The 22,008-nt window shown below is 74.1% G+C and carries 16 protein-coding genes and 1 riboswitch; of the genes, 7 read left to right on the top strand and 9 right to left on the bottom strand.

Annotated elements, in window-relative coordinates:
* Nucleotides 1-7: 7 nt before the first annotated feature.
* Nucleotides 8-619 (bottom strand): hypothetical protein, encoded by a 612-nt coding sequence (locus Q7L65_RS01435; RefSeq protein ID WP_304718430.1) that lies wholly within the window; start codon nt 617-619, stop codon nt 8-10.
* Nucleotides 620-742: 123 nt separating this feature from the next.
* Between Q7L65_RS01435 and Q7L65_RS01430 the strand changes: the two genes are divergently transcribed.
* A complete protein-coding gene (locus Q7L65_RS01430) occupies nt 743-1,336 on the top strand; it encodes a TetR/AcrR family transcriptional regulator (RefSeq protein WP_304718429.1) in 594 nt (197 codons plus the stop codon).
* Between the two features lie 96 nt (nt 1,337-1,432).
* Here the strand turns inward: Q7L65_RS01430 and serC are convergent, their stop codons facing one another.
* A complete protein-coding gene (gene serC, locus Q7L65_RS01425; protein WP_304718428.1) occupies nt 1,433-2,560 on the bottom strand; it encodes a phosphoserine transaminase in 1,128 nt (375 codons plus the stop codon).
* A 29-nt stretch (nt 2,561-2,589) separates the two neighbouring features.
* Nucleotides 2,590-2,676: riboswitch (ZMP/ZTP riboswitch) on the bottom strand.
* An 82-nt stretch (nt 2,677-2,758) separates the two neighbouring features.
* Between serC and Q7L65_RS01420 the strand changes: the two genes are divergently transcribed.
* Nucleotides 2,759-3,160, top strand: a complete 402-nt coding sequence (locus tag Q7L65_RS01420) for an RNA-binding S4 domain-containing protein (protein WP_304718427.1) — start codon at nt 2,759-2,761, stop codon at nt 3,158-3,160.
* Between the two features lie 45 nt (nt 3,161-3,205).
* A complete protein-coding gene (locus Q7L65_RS01415) occupies nt 3,206-3,640 on the top strand; it encodes an RNA-binding S4 domain-containing protein (RefSeq protein ID WP_304718426.1) in 435 nt (144 codons plus the stop codon).
* Between the two features lie 94 nt (nt 3,641-3,734).
* On the opposite strand, the gene Q7L65_RS01410 is transcribed toward Q7L65_RS01415, so the two are convergent.
* From Q7L65_RS01410 to Q7L65_RS01390, 5 genes are all read right to left on the bottom strand, one after another.
* Entirely contained in the window at nt 3,735-8,210 is a 4,476-nt protein-coding gene (locus Q7L65_RS01410; protein WP_304718425.1) for a hypothetical protein, read from the bottom strand.
* A complete protein-coding gene (locus Q7L65_RS01405; protein ID WP_304718424.1) occupies nt 8,207-8,998 on the bottom strand; it encodes a hypothetical protein in 792 nt (263 codons plus the stop codon). The genes Q7L65_RS01410 and Q7L65_RS01405 overlap by 4 nt, the downstream gene beginning before the upstream one ends.
* Nucleotides 8,995-10,491 carry a hypothetical protein gene (locus Q7L65_RS01400; RefSeq protein ID WP_304718423.1) on the bottom strand — a complete coding sequence of 499 codons (1,497 nt, stop codon included), beginning with the start codon at nt 10,489-10,491 and terminating at the stop codon, nt 8,995-8,997. Before Q7L65_RS01400 ends, Q7L65_RS01405 begins: the two co-directional genes overlap by 4 nt.
* Before the next feature lie 121 nt (nt 10,492-10,612).
* Nucleotides 10,613-11,212, bottom strand: coding sequence for an ANTAR domain-containing response regulator (locus tag Q7L65_RS01395; RefSeq protein WP_304718422.1), 600 nt, complete (start codon nt 11,210-11,212; stop codon nt 10,613-10,615).
* Entirely contained in the window at nt 11,193-12,338 is a 1,146-nt protein-coding gene (locus Q7L65_RS01390) for a sensor histidine kinase (protein ID WP_304718421.1), read from the bottom strand. The genes Q7L65_RS01395 and Q7L65_RS01390 overlap by 20 nt, the downstream gene beginning before the upstream one ends.
* A 146-nt stretch (nt 12,339-12,484) precedes the next feature.
* Here Q7L65_RS01390 and Q7L65_RS01385 point away from each other — a divergent pair, with 146 nt between their 5' ends.
* Genes Q7L65_RS01385 through cydC form a run of 4 tightly spaced genes read left to right on the top strand, consistent with a single transcriptional unit; the run spans nt 12,485 to nt 18,564 of the window.
* Nucleotides 12,485-13,900: a cytochrome ubiquinol oxidase subunit I gene (locus Q7L65_RS01385; protein ID WP_304718420.1), complete on the top strand. Its 1,416-nt coding sequence runs from the start codon at nt 12,485-12,487 to the stop codon at nt 13,898-13,900.
* A gap of 14 nt (nt 13,901-13,914) precedes the next feature.
* Entirely contained in the window at nt 13,915-15,039 is a 1,125-nt protein-coding gene (gene cydB / locus Q7L65_RS01380) for a cytochrome d ubiquinol oxidase subunit II (protein ID WP_304718419.1), read from the top strand.
* Nucleotides 15,036-16,796, top strand: a complete 1,761-nt coding sequence (cydD, locus tag Q7L65_RS01375; RefSeq protein ID WP_304718418.1) for a thiol reductant ABC exporter subunit CydD — start codon at nt 15,036-15,038, stop codon at nt 16,794-16,796. Before cydB ends, cydD begins: the two co-directional genes overlap by 4 nt.
* Before the next feature lie 55 nt (nt 16,797-16,851).
* Nucleotides 16,852-18,564 (top strand): thiol reductant ABC exporter subunit CydC, encoded by a 1,713-nt coding sequence (gene cydC, locus Q7L65_RS01370; RefSeq protein WP_304718417.1) that lies wholly within the window; start codon nt 16,852-16,854, stop codon nt 18,562-18,564.
* A gap of 389 nt (nt 18,565-18,953) precedes the next feature.
* Here the strand turns inward: cydC and Q7L65_RS01365 are convergent, their stop codons facing one another.
* A complete protein-coding gene (locus Q7L65_RS01365; RefSeq protein WP_304718416.1) occupies nt 18,954-20,321 on the bottom strand; it encodes a wax ester/triacylglycerol synthase domain-containing protein in 1,368 nt (455 codons plus the stop codon).
* A gap of 149 nt (nt 20,322-20,470) precedes the next feature.
* The gene (locus Q7L65_RS01360) at nt 20,471-21,946 is read right to left on the bottom strand and encodes an NAD-dependent succinate-semialdehyde dehydrogenase (RefSeq protein ID WP_304718415.1); all 1,476 of its coding nucleotides are present in this window, start codon (nt 21,944-21,946) and stop codon (nt 20,471-20,473) included.
* Between the last annotated feature and the right edge of the window lie 62 nt (nt 21,947-22,008).

Raw genomic sequence — 22,008 nt, 5'->3', positions numbered from 1 at the left:
GCGCGCGTCAGCGGCGGCCGCTCGCGGTGCGGGCGCGGATGGCCCAGACCAGGTAGAGCAGCGCGCCGAGCGCCGCGTAGCCGGCCAGGTTGGCGAGGTGCGCGGCGTCTTGGGCCGAGGCCGCGACGAAGGCGATGCCCGCGACGGTCGAGAGTCCGCCGCTGACGATCATCGGCCACTGACGGTCGCCGCCGTGGCGGCGGTGCAGCGCGACGCCGAGCTGGATCGCACCCGACACGCCCGCCCACGCACCGAAGGCGACGAGCGTCGTGCCGGCGTCGCCCGCGAAGGTCGCAACGGCCAGTGCGATCGCGGCGACGGCGCTGATTGCGGCGTTGACCCGCAGGACCGCGGCCGGGCGGCCGGTCCGCGAGGTCGCTTCGACGAGGGACGAGACGACGTCGATGACGGGGTAGGCGGTGAGCAGCACGGCGGCCAGCGTGGTCACGTCGGACGCGGTCGTGGGGATGCGGTCGCCGATCGCCGCGACCAGAGCGGCCGCCCAGACGAGGGCGATCACGGCGCGCACCATGGCGATCCGCCGCGCGATCGGGCCGAGGTCGAGCGCGCGTGGTCCCACGAGGGAGGGCGAGGCGAGCGTTGGGACGGGTTCGGACACTGGAAAGCTCCTTGGATGTCGAGGTGCAAGAAAGAACGGTCGTTCTTCCATTGCTGAAGAGCCAAGCAGCCCGGAGCGCAGATGTCAAGAACGATCGTTCTTTCTCTGGTACCTTTCGGACCTGTGCAGATCACGACGCTTCCACCGGCAAAGGACTCCGAGGCGCGCGAGCGGCTGCTCAGCACGGCGACGGCGATCTTCTACGCCGAGGGGATCAACAGCGTGGGCGTCGATCGCATCGTGTCCGCCAGCAACGTCACGCGGGCGACGTTCTACCGCCACTTCCCCAGCAAGCAGGATCTGGTCCTCGCCTACCTGCAGACGGTGCACGACGCGATCGAAGCGCGGCAGATCGAACGTGCCGCGGCGCACGACGAGCCGCAGCGCTTGCTCGCGGCGGTGGGCGCCGACATCTGCGCGCAGATCGAGACCCCCGGCTTTCGCGGCTGCGCCTTCATCTGCGCCGCCGCGGAGTTCGAAGACCGCGACAATCCCGTCAGCCGGGCCATCCGGGCGCACCGCGACTGGTTCTTCGGCGTCGTGCGCGATGCGTTCGGCGCAGCCGGCCACCCGCAGCCCGAGGACGCGGCGCGGCGGTACGTGATGCTCCGCGACGGCGCGATGGTCGGCGGCCATCTCGGCGATCCGGCCGCCGCTGCGCAGACGTTTCGCCGCAGCGTCGACGGCCTGCTGCGGTTCGCCGACGAGCCGGCGTGAGAAGCAGAAGACCCCGCACATGGCGGGGTCTTCTCCAACTCGGGCGCCGGATTCGCGTCCGGCGAGTTCGGCGCGGGGAGTTGATGCGGCCGGCTGTTACGCCCCGAGCTGCTCGACGACGTAGTCGACGCAGGCGGTCAGCGCCTTCACGTCGGTCGGCTCGACCGCCGGGAACATCGCGACGCGCAGCTGGTTGCGGCCGAGCTTGCGGTACGGCTCGACGTCGACGATGCCGTTGGCGCGCAGCGTCGCGGCGACCGCCGCGGCGTCGATCGCGTCGTCGAAGTCGACCGTGCCGACGACGAGCGAGCGCTTCGCCGGGTCGGCGACGTACGGGGTCGTGTACGAGGTCGCCTCGGCCCAGCTGTAGAGGTGCTGCGACGACTCGGTCGTGCGCGCGACCATGCCGTCGAGGCCGCCGCCGTCGAGCATCCACTTGATCTGGTCGTCGAGCAGCAGCAGCGTCGCGACGGCCGGCGTGTTGTAGGTCTGGTCCTTCTTCGAGTTGTCCAGCGCCGTCGTCAGCGAGAGGAACTCGGGGATCCAGCGGTCGGTCGCGCCGATCTCGGCGATCCGCTCCTGCGCGGCGGGCGACAGCAGCGCCAGCCACAGGCCGCCGTCGGAGGCGAAGCACTTCTGCGGGGCGAAGTAGTAGACGTCGGCGTCAGCCGCGTCGACGGGGAGGCCGCCGGCGCCCGAGGTCGCGTCGATCAGCACGAGGCCGTCGCCGACGCGCTGCACCGGAACCATCACGCCGGTCGAGGTCTCGTTGTGAGCCCAGCCGATCACGTCGGCGTCCGGCTGCGCTGCCGGAGCGGGCGCATCGCCGGGGTCCGCCTTCGTGACGATCGATTCACCGAGGAACGGAGCGTCGTTGGTTGACTTCGCGAACTTCGAGGAGAACTCACCGTAGACGAGGTGCGCGGCGCGCTCGCGCACGAGTCCGAAGGTCGCGGCGTCCCAGAACGCGGTCGTGCCGCCGTTGCCGAGCATCACCTCGTAGCCGTCGGGCAGCTGGAAGAGGTCGCGCAGGCCGCTGCGGACGCTGCCGACGAGGTTCTTGACCGGCTTCTGGCGGTGCGAGGTGCCCATGACGGCGGCGCCCTCGGCGCTCGCGAGCCGCTCCAGCTGGCTCGGGCGGACCTTCGAGGGACCGCAGCCGAAGCGGCCGTCCGACGGCTTGAGATCGTCAGGGATCGTGACGGTGGTGGCAGTGTTCGACATGCGGAGGTCCTCTCGCGGGATCGGAACGACGTGCTTGCCCAGGCGCGCGGCGGAGAGAACCACGTCGCCGGTTCCCGGTGGTGCTCCACCTGTAAACGCCAGTCGCGGCGACCAGCCGAGTGTAGCGAGCCGACCGCCCGGCCTGGCGTCCCGTCACGAGGGTTTCACGCGCTCGCCGTTGGGTGGGATCATGGACGGATGGAGACCCCGGAGACGATGCGCGTCGACAGATGGCTGTGGGTGTCACGGCTCGTCAAGACGCGCGCCCTCGGCGCGGAGGCGGTCAAGGCCGGTCGCGTCAAGATCAACGACCAGCCGGTCAAGCCGAGCAAGGAGGTGCGGCCCGGCGATCGGCTGGAGCTGCGCAACGGCGAGCTGCGGATCTCCGTCGTCGTGCGCGGGATCGTCAGAATGCGCGGCTCGGCGAGAGTCGCCTCGGTGCTCTACGACGAGACCGAGGAGAGCAGAGAGCTGCGCGAGCGGCTGTCGGCGGAGCGCCGGTTGGCGGCCCAGCAGCAGCTGCCGGGAGGCGGCGCGCGGCCGACCAAGCGCGACCGGCGGCGGTTCGAGGCGGCGCGCGAGGAACGCTGGAGAGGATGAGCGCCGGCGCGGCTGCGCGGGCGAAGTTGCTGCGATGATCGGCGTATGACTACGAAACGCGAACCGGTCTCCGTCGACACCTGGCTGTGGGCCGCACGGCTGGTGAAGACGCGCGCGCAGGCGCTCGAGGCGATCGAGGCCGGGCACGTGCACGTCAACGGCGCGACGGCTGCGGCGGACACGAAGGTCGGCGCCGGCGACACGCTGGAGCTGCACGTCGGCGAGGGCCGGATCGCCGTCGACGTGCGCGGCGTGGCGACGCTGCGCGGCCCCGAGAGAATCGCCGCGAGACTGTACGAGGAGACGGACGAGAGCGCCGCCGAGCACGACGACGAGCAGACGGTCGCGCGCCGGGCCGCCGTGCCGCGCCTGAGCGCCGCCCAGGCGGGCCTCGGCTCGACCAAGCGCGACCGCCGCGTCTCCGAGCAGTCCGCCAACGCCCGCCGCGTGGCGCCGCGCGGCGGCGGCCGCGGCCGCTGACGGGCCCGTTGAGCCGCGACGCGGGCGAGGACCGAAGGATTGCTACCGCTCAGCGGTAGCAATCCTTCGGTCCTCGGGCAGCTCGCCGGCGGCGCTAGCTCTCGCGGGCGGCGTCGGCCAGGGCGGCGACGTCGAGGGGCGGCGTGTAGCTGACCGCCGTGACGAGCGCCGAGCCGGGCGGGGTGTCGGCGGGGCGCGGGGGGAGCGGCGGGGCGGTCGCGCCGTCGGCGAGCTTGACGTAGCGCATGCCGCCGAGCAGGTCCTTGTCGTTGGTCAGCGCGACGGCGGTCGCGAAGCGGCCGGTCACGTTCAGCTCGCCCTCCAGCCCGGTGAAGGGGATGAACTGGGCGTCGAGATGGCGCGCCAGGCGCAGCTGCAGGTCGACGAGCGACTCGCGGCTGGCGGTGCCGATCGGGTTGTCGATCAGCAGCGGGCCGGCGCGGCGGATCCCGCGGGTGCGGCCGGCGCGCTCGGCCGTGCGGACGGCCGAGACGGCGCAGAACAGCACGAGCTTGATCGTCAGCTCCTCGCCGCCGCTGAACTCAGGGCCGACGACCTCGATCGGGTGATATCGGTCGTCGGGCTGGGGGTGGGGCTTGAGGACCGTCACCTCGAGGCCGTCCTGCAGCAGCGCCATCGTCGCGCCGAAGGCGAGGTCGAGCCCGCGCCGCTTCGCATTGTGCGCGACCGACTCGTCGAGGATCCGCCCGAGCGCCGACTCGCGCGCGGCGTCGTCGGTCAGCGCGCGGTGGCGCACGCGCGCGAACTGCTTGCCCGACCAGGCGCCGAGCGCGGCCTCGCGCGGCAGCGTCGTGGCCGCGGCGACCTTGTCGAGCTTGCGCACGCCCTCCGCGCCGACCGCGAGCAGCTGCGCCACGATCGCCTGGCGGTGGCGCTCCAGTTCGGTGATCGTGCGATCCAGCTCACCGGCGCGCGTGCGCAGCTCGCCTTCGAGGCGGCCGGCGTCGGGCGCGAGCGCCTCACCGGCGCGCAGCGGGGCGGTGATGCCTCTCGGGATCCGCTCGTCGGACGCGGCGACCGCGTCGGCGATCGCCCGCAGCCGCTCCTGCACGAGCTGGCGCGCGGCCGCATGCTCGCGCGTCGCCGTCTCGACCGCCCGCACGGCCTCGGTCACCTGCTCGTGGATGCGGTCGCGGCGCCGGACCCAGGCAGGCAGCTCGCCGATGTGGGGGCGGGGGGCCGGCGAGGACGTCTCCCTACCGCGGGCGGCAGCCGTCGACGGGCGCCCGATCGCGCCCACGTCGAGCCGCTCGCGCCCGCTGCGCAGCTCGCCCAGCAGCTCCTGCTCGGTCGTGAGGCGCTCGTCGCTGTCGGCGAGCTTGGCGCGATTGTCGGCGATCTCCTGCTCGCGCGCGGCGCGCAGCTCGTTCAGCTCGCCGAGCAGGATCGCGCCGTGCGCGGCGTCCTCGGGCTGGAGCGTCTTCAGCACGCGCGGCTCGCGCGTGCGGTCGGCGGGGGTGAGCGCCTCGTTGGCGGCGAACAGCCGCTCGGCCGCCTGGCCCTCGACGGTCGCGGCCTCGCCCTGGTCGCGCAGCGCCCGCTCGTAGACCTCCTTCGCCTCGCGCTGGCCGCGCCGAAGCGTGTGCGGGTCGATTCCGGCGGGCGAGTCGGCCAGCTCGCGGGCGCGGGCGACGACGGGCGCGCCGGCCCGTTCGAGGTCCGAGCGCAGCCGCGCGGCGCGCGCCTCGGCGCCGGCCATGCGGGCGCGCAGCTCGCCGTCGGAGATGCGCGATTCCAGCAGCTGCTCGGCGACCAGCAGCCGTTCGCTGAGTGCTGACAGCGAGCCTTCGGCGGCGACCGCCGCGACGCCGTCGAGCGGCAGTTCGGCGGCGCGACGGCGCAGGCCCGCCGCCTCGCCGAGCAGCGTCGCGAGGCGGTCTTCGAGACCCTTCGCGTCGCGGATCAGCTCGTCGCGTCTGCGGCGGGTCGCCTCGGCCTCGGCGGTCAGCTGCTCGCTGCGCTCGGCGAGGCGCTCGAACTCGGCGCGCAGCGCTCCGACGTCGACGTCGTCGAGCGTCGCGAGCCGCTCCAGCGCCCGTTCGCAGCGCTGCTCGGCGCGCTCGACCTCGCGCTGGCGGGTCTCCAGCTCGGCGAGCCGCTCGCTCGCCTCGCGATGGATCCGCTCCTGCTCGTCGGCGCGCGTGGCCGCGGCCTCGGCCTGCTCCTCGCGCCGCGCCAGCTCGCGCGCGACGGCGCCGAGCACGCGGCGGTCGTTGCGCCCGGCGGGCGGCAGCAGCGCGCGCAGCTGCTCGGCCTCGCCGGCGACGACCGCACCGAGCCGCCCGAGCTGCGCGGACAGCCGTCCATACTCCTCGCGCTGCGCTCTGAGCTGCTCGACCGCGGCTGAGATCTGCTCCAGCTCCGCCTGTCCGGCCTCGGGGTCGTAGGCGCCGGCGGCCGGGAGGATGACGGCGGGGGAGGCGGCAGACCTTCTCGCGCTCGCTGCCAAGTCGTCTGCCGCCGCCAGGATCACTGGCCGGCGCGGCAGGCGGACGCGGGCCGCGGTCAGTTCGACGACGGCGTCGTGCGGGTCGCCGTCGAGCAGGACGATGCCGGCGGCGATGCCCGGGTGGGCGGCGATCACGTCGGTCAGCTGGTCGGCTCTGACGGTCTCGGCGAGATGGCGCAGGGCGGGCAGCGCCTGCATCCCGATCGCCTCCAGCTCGTCGCAGAACCGCTCGACGTCGGACTCGACCGCGAGCAGACCGTCGCGCTCCAGCGCACGCTCGTCGGCGGCGCGCGCGTCGATCTCGTTCGCGACGGTCGCGCGGCGTCCGTCGGCGGCAGCACGCGCCCGCTCGATCGCCCGCTCCGCCCCGCCGGGCTCGTCGAGCGGCTGCCAGGTGGCGGCGACGTCGAGGGCGTCGTGCAGGGAAGGGTCCATCTCGTCCTTCATGCGCGCCACCGCCGCGTCCCGCCGCCGCTCCAGCTCGCGCGCCCCCGCCGCATGCTCGGTTGCGGCTGTGCGCGCCTCGTCGCGGCGCTGCTCGGTCTGGGCGCGGCGCTCGGTCAGGTCGCGGATGCGCTCGGCGAGGTCGTGGCGCTGGCCGATCAGGTCCTCGCGCTCGGCCTCGAAGCGCTCGCTCGCCGCGGACGGGCGCTCGCCGTCGCGCAGCAGCTCGTCGGCGCGCAGGCGCTCGGTCGCGCGCTCGAAGCCGTCGAGCTGCGCCTCCAGCGTGCCGCGGCGCTGCTTCAGCTCGCCGCTGCGGCGCCCGAGCGACTCGATCTCACGCCGCAGCTCGTCCTGCGCGCCGTCGGCCTGCGTCAGCTGCTCGCGCAGCTGCTCGCCCTCGTCCTCCAGCCGCGCAGCGGCGTGCAGCAGCGCGCCGGCCAGCGCGAGCGCGGCCTCGCGCCGCTCCGCGCGCGCGTCGGCGACGCCGCGCTCCTGCTTCTCGACGCGCTCGGAGAGACCGGCCAGCTCGCCCTCGCTCTCCGACAGCGCCACGAGCGTCTCGACCAGCTGCCAGGCGCCGTGCTCGGCGTCGGCGGCGCGGGCGGCGTCGGCGGCTCTGCGGACGGACTGCTCGGCGGCGTCGGACAGCAGTCGCGCGGTGCGGGCGCGCACGAGCTTCGTCTCGCCGTCGAGGTCGCGCTCGGTTGCGTCGAGTTGGCGGCGGTGCTGCTCCAGCGGCTCGCGCTGCTCGGTCAGCGTCGCGCGACGCGCGGCACCGGCGGCGATCGCGGCGTCGAGCACGCCGGCGAGCTGCTGCTGCGTCGCCTGCGCGCGCTCGCGCTCAGCCGCGCTCTCCTCGCCGCGGCGGTGGGCGTCGGCCAAGTCGCGCAGCAGCGCCGCGACGTCGCGGCAGAACTCCGCCTCGGATGCGAGCGCCGCGCGCCGCGACAGCTGCTCGGCATGCGTCTGGACCTGCTGCTGCAGCTTCGCGAGCGGCTCGTCCTCCAGCACCATCTGCAGCACGAAGCGCGCGAACGACTCGGGGCTGTTGAAGCGCAGCTCGTCGTCGTCACCGCCCTCGCTGCGGTTGAGGCGCGCCTGGTAGCGCAGGATCGCGGGGTCGATCCCGGTCTCCAGCAGCGCGTCCTCCCAGCCTCTGACGCCCGCGACCGTGCGGAACTGCAGTGCGGGCTGCTGCTGACCGGCCGTCTCCAGCGCCTTGATCAGGCCGGCGCGGGTGCGGCGGCGGGCGCCGTCGCGCAGCGGCAGCGTGTCGAGCGTCAGGACGCCGTCGAGCGGTTCGAACAGCCAGCGCGTCTCCTCGCCCTCGCCGCGCTCGAAGCTGTGGCCGGTGACGAGCAGGCTGTCGTCGTCGCGGTTCTCCCACTCGATCGCGACCGTCGCGCACTCGTCGGCGAGCACCACCGGCCGCGCGTTGCGCTGCTGCTCGGCGGTCTTCGTGCCGTCGGTGCGGCGCGGCAGCAGGGCCTTGAAGAGGAGGTACAGCAGCAGCGACTTGCCACCGCCGTTGCGCAAGAGCACGACCGCGTTGGGCGCCGCACGCCCGTCGGCGACGAACGACAGCGTGACGTCGTCGTAGCGCGCGTCGGCCGGCCCGGCCGCCTCCAGCCGGGCGCGTCGCATGCGCCAGTTCATGCGATCGACTCCTCGGCGCCGGCGCCGGCCGCGCTCGCGACGCCCACCACGCCAGCGGCCTCCTCCTCCGCCACCTCGGCCACCTGCGACCACGCGAGCGAGCCGACCAGCTCGCGCGCCATCGCCTGCATGCGGCGCGTCGAGGCGTAGGTCTCGCCCTTCACGATCGTGCGCAGCAGGCCCTGCTCGGCGAGCAGGTCGAGGCAGCGCACGACGACCTGGCGGGTGCCGACCTCGCGCTCGCGACCGTCGGCGCCCTTCTTCGAGTTCGAGGTCTGGCGCCAGACGGTCCACGCGCGCGCCAGGTCGGGCTCGTCGATCGGCGGGTCCAGCTCCTCGCCGCGCTCGCGGGCCTCGGCGTCGAGTCGGGCGCAGACGTCGCGCACCAGCCGGTCGACGTCGTCCACGTCGCGCCGGCGCAGACGCTCGTTCGTGTCCTCGAGGTCCTCGGGGCGGGGGAAGAACGTCACGAACGACGCGACCATCGCGCATGCCAGCAGCATCCGTCTCTGCACGCCGGTCGTCTGGCGCGGGAAGAAGTCGGCGAGGCGCATCCGGAACGGCGAGTCGGCGCCGGCGCTCGTCAGCAGCAGCCCGCCCTGTGCGGAGGCGTGCACGAGCCGCAGCCCGAGCCCGTCCACCGTCGCGTCGGTCGCCGCGCGCAGCGAGGGCTCGGCCAGATAGCGCCCGACCAGCGCCGCATGGTCCTCGCTCAACGGCCCGCTGCGGGCGCTGAGCGACATCCGCACGAGCAGCCCGGCGGCGCGCGCGTCGTCGGCGGGGGTCATGCGGCCACCAGTCCTGCTTCGACCGGTTCCGGTTCCGCCAACTCCGGCTCCGCCAACATCACCCGCTGCAGCATCAGCCCCGGCGATGTCAGTCCGTCGGCGCCGCCGGTCGGCACGGCCAGCACCGCGGTCCTGATGCCCTGGCCCAGCAGCGTGCCCAGCTCGGGCGAGCGGTGGGCGAGCGCGAGCAGCGCGAGCGCGTGCGCCTGGGCGGGGTCGTCAGCCTGCGCCGCCAGCGCAGACAGGGAGACCGGCTCGGCGCCGACCCGCTCCAGCAGCGCGCCCGCGGCCTCGACCTGCGCGGCGCTGAACAGCAGCGGCTCGCGGTCTGGCGTCAGCTCCAGCTCGGAGACCTCGCGGCCGTGCTCGGCGGGGGCGGACGGCTCGACCGCCAGCAGGTCGACGCCGGCCCATTCGCTCAGCAGCCGCGGGGCGCGGGCGCCCAATGCGATCTCGACCACGTCGAGCAGCTCGTCGGCGGCGCTGCACTGGCGCGTGAGCACGTTCGTCAGCACCTCGTTGACGGGATGGGCGTAGGCGCGGCGCGAGCGCGGCTGCAGGTGCTGGCGCTGCTGCTCCAGCAGGAAGGTGTCGCGCGCCTCGGCGATCACCTGCTGCAGCGACTGGTGGCGGTCGAGGCACTCGTCGAGCAGCTCGACCGTCCGCGGGATCCAGCGGAAGTCCTCGTCCTGCGCGCGATCTCCGGCGGCGTCGATCAAGCCCTTCAGGCGCTCCTCGACGCGGATCCGGTCGACGATGTGGTCCAGCGCGGCGCTCAGGCGCGGGGAGACCGTGGAGGACCAATGCTCGCTGCGCAGGTCGCGCTCGGCCTCGCGCAGGTCGTCGCGGACCTGCTCCATGAAGCGGATCGACTGCATCCGGCTGTCGCGCGCGGCGAGGTAGGCGTCGTCGTGGCGGCCGCGTCGCACGAGATGCTCCAGCCGCGCCTCGGCGGCGTGCTGGGCGGAGTCGATGTCGAGGTCGAGCGCATCGACGAGCACGTTGATCGCCTGGTCGCGGGCGCGCAGGTGGTGCAGGCCGGACTGCTCGGTCTCGTACAGCAGGAAGACGCGGTGGGTGCGGCGCACCGCGGCGCCGCTCGCGCGGCCGGCCCCGCCGCTCGTCGCGTCGTCGGCGGCGCGGTTTGTGCCGGCGCCAGCCCAGGCCCCGCCGCTCGCGCCCGCCCCGGCGTCCAGCCACTCCGCGTCGTGCTCGTCGGTCAGCTGGCGCAGCAGCCACTCGGCCACGTGGCGGTGGTCGGCGTCGTCGCCGGCCGGGTGCTGGCGCGCGGCCTGGGCGGCGACCTCCTCGCGCGCCTGCTCCCACGTCGCACCCGATTCGAGGTCCATGCGGACGGCGACCGCGTCGATCGCGTGCAGGCACAGCTCCGGCGCGCGGTACGGGCGCAGCCGCTCGTCCTGCGAGCGCTGGCGCGCGTCCTCGATGTGGCCGATCCGGGCGGCGTACAGCAGCGCGCGCGAGCGCCGGCCCACGGCCTCGTCGACCGCCCCGCCGAGGGCGGGGGGAAGGGATCCGAGCGCAGCTGTCGACGGGACCGGACTCACAAGGGCCGAGCACGATAGCCACGCCGGCGGGCGGACTGTTTTTGCCTGCTCAGACTGTTTCGCCGGCGCCCGGCTGCTCCAGCAGCGATCTCTGCTCGACGATGCGGCGGGCGACCTCGACGAGCTTGAGGTTGCGGTCGCGCGCGGCGCGCTGGATGCGGCGGAACGCCTCCGGCTCGCTGATGCCGGTCGCGGCGATCAGCAGGCCCTTCGCCTGCTCGATCGTCTTGCGGTCCTCCAGCGCCTGCTGGGCCTTGGAGACCTCCGCCTCCATCGCGCGGAACTCGGCGTGGCGGCTGGCGGCGAGGCGGATGCCGGCCTCCAGCGCGCGGTCGTCGATCGGCTTCGTCAGGTAGGCGCTGACGCCGGTCGCGACGGAGCGTTCGATCAGGTCCGGGTCGTCGACGCCGGTGATGATCACGATCGGCCGTCGCAGACCCTCCTCCGACAGCTTGCGCGCGGCCGAGAGGCCGTCCAGTCGCGGCATGTCGACGTCGAACAGGTACAGGTCCGGCGGGTCCTCGCGGGCCAGCTCGACCGCCTGCTGACCGTCGGCGGCCGGGCCCAGGGGCTCGTGGCCGAGGGCCTTCAGGCGGGCGGTCAGGCCGATCGCGATGACCGGGTCGTCTTCAGCGATCAGAATCCGCATCGCCGACATTGAAGCGCAGGACGGCGCTGGTGGAGCCGTCGGGTTGGGTCGAGAGGTCGAACTCGCCGCCGAGCCCGCGCTCGGCGATCTGCCGCACGAGCGTCAGGCCGAGGCCGCTTCTGGTGGTCGTGGTCGTCGTCGTCCGTTCGATCGAACTCGGTGCGGACCTTCCCGCATCCCGCACCTCCAGCCGCGCCGCGCCGGGCCCGTTCGCCAGCACCACCGTCACCGGCGGCGAGCCGTGCCGCAGCGCGTTCGCGATCAGCTCGTTGGCGATCACGCCGAGCTGCTGCGCCTGCGCGGAGGCGAGCCGCAGCTCGTCGGAGACGACGACGACCTCCTCGCCCGGCGCGGCCAGCGCCTCCACCACGGTGCGCAGCAGTTGGTCGGTCGCGACGGTGCCGCCGCGCTCGCCCGCCAGCAGGTGGTGGACGGCGGCGATCGAGCGGATCCGCGCGGCGGTCGCGTCGAACGCCTCCGCGCCGGCGCCGTCGCCGGGGCGGCCGAGCAGCAGCAGGTCCGCCACCGTCTGCAGCGAGTTCTTGATGCGGTGGTGGGACTCGGCCAGCAGCGCCTGCTCGAGCTCGGCCTGCGCCGCGGCGCGCGCCGCCGCCGCCGCGTTGGCGCGCGTGGCCCGGGCGAGCGCCAGCGCCAACAGGACCGAGGCGGCGAACAGCAGCGCGGTGAACGCGACCTCGGCGGTCGACAGCGGGGCGGGGGCGAAGATCATCGCGGCGGCGAAGACGACTGCGGCGGTGGTCAGCCAGGCGGTCAGTCTGCGGCCCTCGTGCGTCAGCGCGATGAACGGCAGCACGAGGAACAGCAGCAGGTCGAAGCGCGCCTGGGCGCCCGCGACGAGGACCAGCGCGGCGACGAACAGCAGCAACCCGCCGGCCCACAGGTCCAGGCGTATGAGATCGCCCTTGACCAGCAGCCGCGTCCACGGCAGCAGCGCCATCCCGAGGTTCGCGGCGGCGCCCATCAGCGCGAGCGCCACGACCAGCGCCGGGTGGCGCGCGCCGACGTCGAGCGCGACCGCCACCAGCACCGCCGCGACCGACAGCCAGCCGAGCAGCAGCCCGGAGCGGATCGCCTCGCGGCGCGCGGTCTGCGGCTTCGCGTCCATGCGGTGGAGCCTACGCGGCCGAAGACTCGCCATTGCTAGGGTTGGGAAAGACGCGCTGTTCACGACGACGCCGTCGCTGGGTCCTGATCGCCCGCACCACCGGTCCTCCGCACGACGCGGCGGCCACCTGCGACAGGAGCCACTTCGTGAACAGTCTCGACTTAGCCCGCTGGCAGTTCGGCCTCACCACGCTGCTGCACTTCGCCATCGTCGGCATCTCGATCGGCCTCGTGCTGCACGTCGCCGTGATGCAGACGCGCTGGCAGCGCACGGGCGACGAGCGCTGGCTGCGGCTGACGCGCTTCTACGGAAAGCTGATGCTGCTGTCGTTCGCCGTCGGCGTCGCGACCGGGCTGCTGCAGACGTTCCAGTTCGGGATGAACTGGTCGCGCTTCTCCGCCTACGTCGGCGACGTCTTCGGTGCTCCGCTGGCGCTGGAGGGGCTGGGCGCGTTCTTCGTCGAGGCGGTCTTCCTCGGGCTCTGGATGTTCGGCTGGGGGCGGCTGCCGAGACGGCTGCACCTGGCGTGCGTCTGGATCGTCGCGGGCGCCGCGGTCCTGTCCGCCTACGCGATCCTCGTCGCGAACACGTGGATGCAGCATCCGACCGGCTACAGACTGGTCGACGGCCATGCGCAGCTCACCAACGTCCTGCCCGTCCTGTTCAACCTCAACATCGCGCTGACAACGGCGCACGTGCTGTTCGGCGCGCTGCTCGCCGGCACGCTGATCGTGCTCGCCGTCGCCGCGCTGCAACTGCTGCGCGGACGCGACGCGGAGGTCTTCCGGCCGGTCGTCGCGATGGGGGTGAAGGTCGGGTTGGTGGCGGCGCTCGGCGCCGCGACCTTCGGCCACTTCCAGGGGATGCTCGCGACGCAGCAGCAGCCGATGAAGATGGCCGCGGCCGAGGCGCTCTACGACACCGAGTCGCCCGCCGGGCTGTCGCTGTTCGCCCTCGGCGGGGTCTCGACGGACCCGGGCAGACTGATCCTCGACGTCAAGCTGCCGGTCGCGCTGTCGTTCCTGAACACGTTCTCGTTCGACTCGACGGTGCAGGGGATCAACAGGCTGCAGGCGGCCGCGGAGGAGAGATACGGGCCGGGCGACTACACGCCGGTCGTCGGCCTCATGTACTGGAGCTTCCGCCTGATGGTCGGCAGCGGGACCGCGCTGATCGGGCTGCTGGCGTTCGGCGTCTGGCTGCTGTGGCGCGGCGCGCTGTTCGACTCGCGGCGGTTCCTGCGCGTGCTGCTGCTGGCCGCGACGCTGCCGTTCGTGGCGCAGGCCGGCGGCTGGATCCTGCGCGAGGGCGGCCGCCAGCCGTGGATCGTCGAGGGCCTGCTGCGGACCGACGTGGCGAACTCGCCGAACGTCGGCGTCGTCGCGGTGGCGCTGTCGCTCGGCGCGTACCTCGCCTTCTACGCGATCGCGTTCTTCTTCGCCGGACGAGTCGCGGCGCACGAGGTGCGGGAGGGGCTGGAGGGCGCCCATTCGGTCGTCGACCTCCCGGGCGCCGGCGCACCCGGTCGCCGCTCCTCCGCCGACCTCGCACTGACGTACTAGGAGGGCTTCGAGCGATGTCCGATCTGACCGTCCTGCAATCGATCTGGTTCGTCTTGGTGGTGGGCCTGTGGGTCCTCTACCTGGTGTTGGAAGGGTTCGACTTCGGCGTCGGAATGCTGCTGCGACGCGTCCGCGCCGACCACGCCGATCGCCGCGTCGCGCTGCACACGATCGGCCCGACGTGGGCGGCGAACGAGGTCTGGGTCGTCGTCGCCGTCGTCGCGATGTTCGGCGCCTTCCCGGGCTGGTACGCGGCCTGGTCCTCGGGCCTCTACCTGCCGCTCGCGGTCGTGCTGCTGGCGCTGATCGCCCGCAACGCGTCGATCGAGCTGATGGGGAAGCGGGAGTCGGAGGCGTGGCGGCGCGGGTGGGAGCGCATGCTGGCGGTCGCGAGCACGGTGGCGCCGTTCTGCTGGGGGCTGATGTGGAGCGCGGTGGTGCATGGGTTGGTGCTCGGGGCCGGCGCTCCGTCGTCGCAGGTGCTTGACGGGCCGTTCGCGGTGTTCTCCGTCTACTCGGTGCTCGGCGGCCTGGCGCTGGTCGTGCTGTGCCGCACCTTGGGCGCGGCGTTCCTGGCGCTGCGGACCGACGGAGCGGTGCGGGACGCGGCGTCGCGGCAGCTGCGCGTGGCGGGGCCGCTCGCGGTTGCGGTCGGGGGCGGATTGGTGGGGTGGACGGTGCTTGGCTTCGACGCTCCCGGCGTCGTCGGGTGGATCGCGGCGGTCTGCTGCATCGGTGCGCTCGCGCTCGTCGGCGGCGCCGGGATCGGGCGGCGCCCGGGCGTCGCCTTCGCGGCCGGCTGCAGCGCGATCGCGCTGCTCGTCGTGACGTGGTTCGCGGTCTTGTTTCCGGCCGGGATCGCGGGCGCCGACGGAGGTCACGCGCTGCTGCTGTCAGATGCGGCAGCGGGCAGCTACTCGCTCGCGCTGATGACGGGTCTGGTCGTGATCCTGCTTCCGCTGCTGATCGGATTGCAGGCCTGGAGCTACTGGCTCTTCCGCCACCGCATCACGCGGGCGGACGTCGGGGAGAGGGTGCCGAGTCCGGTGGAGCTGGTTGGGCGGGTGGTGGGGTCGGGCGCTGGGTCGGGCGGTCCGGTCGGCGGGCCGGGGTTCCGGCGACGGGCCGAGGAGCCATGAGCCTGCTCGCTCGGCTCCGACGCGGTCGTGGCTCCGGTCGCGCCGACGCGAGAGCGATCCATCGGCGGTTGCTCGGGATCGCGCCGCGTGCTCGGCTGCTGCTCGGCGGAGCGATCGCGGCGGGGGTCGTGAGCGCTGGGTTGCTGGTCGTGCAGGCGCTGGCGCTCGCGCACGTCGTCGACGGGGCGGCGTTTCGCGGGCGCGGGGTCGGGGAGCTGCGCGGGGCGTTGATCGTGCTCGGGGCGGCGGTCGCGGGGCGGGCGGCGACGGCCGCTGCGACGGAGTGGCTCGGTCGCCGGGCGGGCGCGGCGGCGATGGGGGAGCTGCGCCGCCGGGTCGCGGCGCACGTGCTGTCGGCGCAGACGCCGCGGGTCGACGAGGCGCGTCGCGGCGAGCTGGCGACCGCGGCGGTCCACGGCGTCGACGCGCTCTCCGACTACTACGCGAAGGCGGTCCCGCAGCTGGCGCTGGCGGGCGCGGTGCCGCCCGCGCTGGTGGCGATCGTCCTCTGGCACGACCCGCTCGTCGGGGTGCTGCTGGGGTTGACGCTGCCGCTGGTGGTGATCTTCATGGTGCTCGTCGGGCGCGAGAGCGCGGCGCGGATCGGCGAGCGGCGGCTCGCGCTCGGAGTGCTCGGCGCGCACTTCCTCGACGTCGTGCGCGGGCTGCCGACGCTGCGCGCCCACGGCCGCGCGGAGGCACAGGCGGCGACCCTCGGGCAGATCGGCGAGCGCTACCGCGCGGAGTCGGTCGCGGCGCTGCGGGTCGCGTTCCTGTCGGCGCTGGTGCTGGAGCTGCTCGCGATGGTCGGCACCGCGATCGCGGCGGCCGTCGTCGGCGTCCAGCTGGCGAGCGGATCGCTCGGCTTCGAGGCCGGCCTGGTCGTCCTCCTGCTCGCCCCCGAGATCTACAACCCCCTCCGCCTCGCCGGCCAGCGCTACCACGCGGCGGAGGACGGCGCCCAGGCGGCGCAGACCCTGCTGGAGGTCATGGAGGCGCCGTCGGCGCGGGTGGACGGGAGCACCGACACCTTTTGGTTGCTCAGCGACCAAGACGTGCCGCTGCTCGACGTCGCGGCGGCGGAGCTGCGCGTCGTCGGGGTGCGGGTGGCCGGCGGGGCGGGTCGGGCGCCGGCGCTCGACGGACTCGACGTGACGTTCGCGCCCGGCACGCTGACCGCGCTGGTCGGCGCATCCGGCGCGGGCAAGTCGACGCTGCTGCGGCTGCTCGCACGACTGGCGGATCCGGACGAGGGCCGCGTCGAATGCGGCACGCGCGACCTGCGCGCGATGCCCGCAGAGCAGTGGTGGCGCGAGATCGCCTGGCTCCCGCAGCGCCCGGCGCTGCTGCGCGGCGCCCTGCGCGGGACGATCGCGCTCCAGCACCCCCACGCGGTCTCGGACGAGATCGCGCTCGCGCTGCGGCGCGCGGCGGCGAGTGAGGTGGTCGAGCAGCTCGGGTCGGGACTCGCGACCCCCGTCGGCGCCGGTGGCCGCGGACTGTCGGGCGGTCAAGCGCAGCGCCTCGCGTTGGCGGGAGCGCTGCTGTCGCGTGCGCCGATCCTGCTGCTCGACGAGCCGACCGCACACCTCGACCCGGACAGCGCGGCCACCGCCGCCGCCGGCATCCGCGCGGCAGCCGCCGGTCGCACCGCGGTCGTCGCGACGCACGACCCCGCGGTGATGTCGGTTTGCGACGCGGTCGTCGAGCTGCGTGGCGGGCGGATCGCGTCTGCCGGCGAGGTGGTTGCCGTATGAGCGCGGCAGCCGGTCGGTGGCGGATCGTCCACGTTGGTCGCACGGCGGTGGTCGTATGAGCGTCGCGACGGCAGACGCCGCGGACCTTCGCCGGCGCACGCGGGTCGTCGTGCTCGGATCGGCCGCCGCGATCGCCGGCGCGGTCCTGTTGGCGGCGTCGGGGTGGCTCGTGACGCGAGCGGCGCAGCGGCCGCCGGTGCTCGCGCTGCTGGCGGCGATCGTCGTCGTCCGCGCCCTCGGGCTGGTGCGCGCGTTCGGCCGCTACGGCGAGCGCCTCGCCGCCCACGACCTCGCGTTCCGCCAACTCGCCGAGCTGCGTGTGCGCTGGTACCGGCGGCTGGTGGCGGAGCCGGGGAGAGACCGTCGAGGAGCGACCGCGCTGCCCGCCGCCGACCTGCTCAGCCGCTTCGTCGTCGACGTCGACGAACTGCAGCATCGCGACGTGCGGGTACGGCAGCCGCTGGTGGTCGCGGGCGCGGCGGCCGCCGTGACGACCGTGCTCGCGGCGGTGATCCTGCCGGCCGCCGGGCTCGTGCTCGGTGGCGGGATGCTGATCGCCGGGACGGTCGTCCCGGCACTGGCGTACCTCGCCGCGCGCGGCGAGCTGCGGCGGCAGGGGGACGCGCGGGCGGCGCTCGTCGACGAGCTGGTCGAGGCGATCGACGCGGCGCCGCAGCTGGCGCTCGCCGGTCGTGCCGGTGAGCGGCTCGCGCGGATCGACAGGGCGTCGGCCGAGCTGACGCGGATCGGGCGCCGCGACGCCGCGGCCGCCGCGTTGGCGCAGGGGCTCGGCACGCTGCTCGCGGGCGCGGCCCTGATCGGCACCTTGCTCGTCGCGGTCGGTCCGGCGCGCGACGGCAGCCTCGATCCCGTCTGGCTCGGCGCGCTCGCGCTGCTCGCGCTCGGCGCCTTCGAAGCGATCGCCGCACTCCCCGAAGCCGCAACGCGCGCGGTGAGCGTCGCCGCGGCGCAGCGGCGGTTGGACGAGGCGGTCGGCGAGCAGGCCGACGGGGGGAGGAGCGAAGGATCACTGCTGTACAGCGACAGCAGATCGTCGCTCCTCCCTGAGACGGGGCGGACGGATGCGGCTCCGGTGGGCGCGGTCCTTCGGGCGCGTGGTGTCGCGCATCGGCCGGGCGGACCGGGGGCGGCGCTGGTGCTCGACGGGATCGACCTCGAACTCGCGCCGGGGGAGCGCATCGCGGTGATCGGGGCCAGCGGCGCGGGGAAGACGGTGCTCGTCCAACTGCTCGCGGGACTCGTGCGGCCGGACGTCGGTGAGATCGCGTTGGGGGCCGGTCGGCTCGACTCCCTCGATCCTGCCGCTGTCCGCGCGCACGTGCGGCTCGCCGGTCAGGAGGCGCATCTGTTTGCGACCTCGATCGCGAACAACGTGCGGATCGGGGCGCCGGGGGCGAGTGACGAGGCGGTCGACCGGGCGCTGCGGGCGAGCGGGCTCGGGGGCTGGCTCGACGCGCTGCCCGACGGCGCCGCGACGCTCGTCGGCGAGGAGGGATTCGCGGTCTCGGGCGGGCAGCGGCAGCGGATCGCGCTCGCTCGCTGCCTCGTCTCTCCCGCCCGGCTGCTGCTGCTCGACGAGCCGACCGCGATGCTCGACCCACCGGCCGCGCGCGCGTTCCTGTCCGACCTCGCGACCGCCGCGAGCGACCGCGGCGTGCTCGTGATCACGCACGAGCGGATCGGACTCGACGGCTTCGACGCGGTCTACGAGCTGCGCGACGGTCGGCTGCGGCGCATGACGCGCTGAAGGACTCGAGCGCTGTGGCGAGCGGGCGGGTACCTGTACCGCCATGGCGACACTCGAATGGCGCGACGAACAGGGACGCCTGCACCGGGACGATGGTCCTGCGCGGGTCTTCCCCAGCGGCCGCGAGGAGTGGTTCAGGCACGGGCGCCTGCACCGCGACGACGGACCTGCGGTCATCCATGCCAACGGTTCGGAGAAGTGGTACCGCGACGGCAGACGTCATCGCGTCGGCGCGCCCGCATGCGTGTACGTCAACGGAACTGAGAAGTGGTACGAGAACGGGCTGCGTCACCGCGCCGACGGGCCGGCGGCGAGCTACCCGGACGGGCGTCGCATCTGGTTCCTCGACGGCGTCAAGGTCAGAGAGGAACGCGGCGGACAGCGCCCGCTCACGCCGTTGCGGCCCTCAGCAGCTCGGCCTCGACCTCGATCGCCGCGGCCATCGTCTGAACGTCAGGAACCAGCAACGGATCGGCGAGCAGGCCGAAGCAGAGGCGGTCGGCGAACGAGGTGACCGCGATCCGCAGGGCGTGGCGTTCGCCGATCTCCGCGAGGCCGTGCAGGGCCTGCACCGGCGCTGACAGCAGCTCCACGGGCGCGCGCGGGCCGACGACGTTGGAGACGCTCAACGCGAACCGTCGCGGGCTTCGCTCCAGACGCGTCGCGAGGTCGGCCAGTTGCGGCGAGACGTGACCCATCTCGTGCAGCAGCAGCTCGCGCCGCTCGGCATCGTGGTCGGCCTTGCGCACGCTCGTCTGCGCGTGGATCGCGCGCAGACGCTCGACTGGGTCGGACAGCCCGAGCGGCAGCGCGAGCGAGAAGAACGAGTCGCGGTTGGCGGCGTCGTCGCCCTCGTGGTGGAGGCTCACCGGGACGCGCACGCGCAGGTCCCCGAGCGTGCCGTGGCGCGCGACGAGCCACTGCCGCAGCGCCCCCGTGACGACCGCCAGCACGCCATCGTTGACGGTCGCGCCGTCGAGCGTGCGGGCGGCGTCGTGCAGGGCGGCGAAGGAGATCGCGGCGAAGCCGATCTCGCGGCGCGTACCGATCGTGCCGTCGAACGGCGAGCGCTCGTGCGAGCGCGCGTACTCCCGTCGCAGGAACGCGGCGAGATGCCCGCGCCGCCGACGCTCGTCCGCGGCGTGCTCGGCGGCGAGCCGGGCGCGTCGGTGGGCGGTGGCCGCTGCGGCGGCGTGCGGCGCGGCGGCGCCGGTGGCGAGCGGGCCGCTGGCGCGGGTCTGCGTGTCGCTCGTGCGCGTGGGCGCGGCCGCATCATCCCCGTCCCACAACAACATCCGCGCATACCGCATCGTCGCCGTGCCGTCGGCGAGGGCGTGGTGGATGCGCCAGACGAGCAGGGCGCCGCCGTCGGGGAGGTGGATCGCGTCCATCTTCCAGAGCGGGCGGTCGCGCGGGAGGTGCTGGGCGAACAGCGACGCGACCACGGTGAGCACGCCGCCGCGGTCGAGCGGGCCGTCGACCGGCGCCTCCGTCACATGTCTGGCGACGTCGAACGCCGGATCGGGCACCCATGCGACGACGCCGCCTTCGCTGCCGAGCATGCAGGTCAGCAGCGGCGCGTCGACGAGCCGGTCGGCGATGCGGGTGCGCAGCGCGTCGATGCTCGGCGCGCCGACTCCCTCATCACCCGCCCCGAGCCGCACGACCTTGCACGTGTGCCCGGCGACCGTCGCGCTCTCCAGCGCGAGGATCGCGCGGTCCTCGGGGCCGAGCGGGGTCGCAGCGATGCCAGCCATGCGCCGCATCTTCGCGCTCTCGGCGCGTCGACGCCACCGCGCCCCGCGCACACGCGCCACCCGTGCGGGCCGCCCGGCGCCTCGGCGAGCGCCCGCGCGCCGCGTCAGCGGGACCGTCGCCACCCGCACGGCCCAGTCCGGCGCCTTCCTCAGACCCCGAGCCCGTCGATGCAGAGGTAGGAGATCTCGAGGAAGTCGTCGAGGCCGTGGCGCGAACCCTCGCGGCCGAGGCCCGACTGCTTGACGCCGCCGAACGGGGCGCCCTCGTAGGAGATCAGGCCGGTGTTCACACCGACGACGCCGAACTCGAGCGCCTCGCCGACGCGCCAGGCGCGACCCAGGTCCTGGGTGCAGAAGTACGCCGCGAGGCCCGACTCGGTCGCGTTCGCCAGCTCGACCGCCTCCTCCTCCGTCGTGAAGCGGAAGACCGGCGCGACCGGGCCGAAGGTCTCGTCGACCGCGATCCGCATCGCCGGCGTCGCGCCGGTCAGCACGGTCGGCTGGAAGAACGTCCCGCCCAGCTCGTGCGCGTCGCCGCCGACGACGACCGACGCACCGTGCGTGACGGCGTCCTCGATGTGGTCGCGCACCTTCGCCAGCGCGCGATCGTCGATCAGCGGACCCTGCTCGACGCCGTCGTCGAAGCCGTTGCCGACCTGCAGCGCCGCGGTCGCGGCCGCGAAGCGCTCGACGAACGCGTCGTGGATCCCGTCCTGCACGAGGATCCGGTTGGCGCAGACGCACGTCTGACCCGCGTTGCGGAACTTCGAGTCGATCGCGCCTCTGACGGCGACGTCGAGATCGGCGTCGTCGAAGACGATGAACGGCGCGTTGCCGCCCAGCTCCAGCGACACGCGCTTGACCGTCTGCGCGGCCTGCGTCATCAGCAGCTTGCCGACCGGGGTCGAGCCGGTGAAGGTGATCTTGCGCACCAGCGGCGACTCGGCCAGCTCGCCGCCGACCTCCTCCGCGGGCCCGCAGACGATGCTCAGCACGCCCGCGGGCACGCCGGCGCGCTGCGCCAGTTCGCCGAGCGCGAGCGCCGACAGCGGCGTCGTCGGCGCGGGCTTGATCACGATCGTGCAGCCGGCGGCGAGCGCCGGCGCGGCCTTGCGCGCGATCATCGCCATCGGGAAGTTCCACGGCGTGATCGCCGCGACGACGCCGATCGGCTTGCGCAGCGTCAGCAGGCGGCGGCCGTCGGCGGGAGAGGGGATCACCTCGCCGTAGGCGCGCTTGGCCTCCTCGGCGTACCACTCGATGAACGTGGCGCCGTAGAGGATCTCCCCGCGCGACTCGGCGAGCGGCTTGCCCTGCTCGGCGGTCAGCAGGATCGCGAGGTCGTCGACGTGCTCGACGATCAGGTCGTGCCAGGCGCGCAGGATTCTCGAGCGCGTCTTGGCGGGCGTTCTGCCCCAGTCGCGCTGCGCGGCGTCGGCGAGCTCGATCGCGCGGCGGGCGTCGGCGCGCGTGCCGGCGGCGACCTGGCCGACGAGCCCTCCGGTGGCGGGGTCGGTCACGTCGTCGCGTGCGCCAGCTGCGCCGTCGACCCATTCACCTCCGATGAGGAGCTGGTCGCGCAGCAGCGCGCGGTCGTTCAGATCGAGGTGAAGAGCGGTTGACATGGGCGGTCTCCCGACGGGGGGGTGGACAGCAGCGATCGGTTTTGCGAAGGTTCGCATATCGT

Source organism: Conexibacter sp. CPCC 206217 (genome assembly GCF_030646165.1).
GTDB lineage: Bacteria > Actinomycetota > Thermoleophilia > Solirubrobacterales > Solirubrobacteraceae > Conexibacter.
The sequence above is the reverse complement of the archived record's forward strand: the minus strand, read 5'-3'. Positions and strand labels throughout refer to the sequence as shown.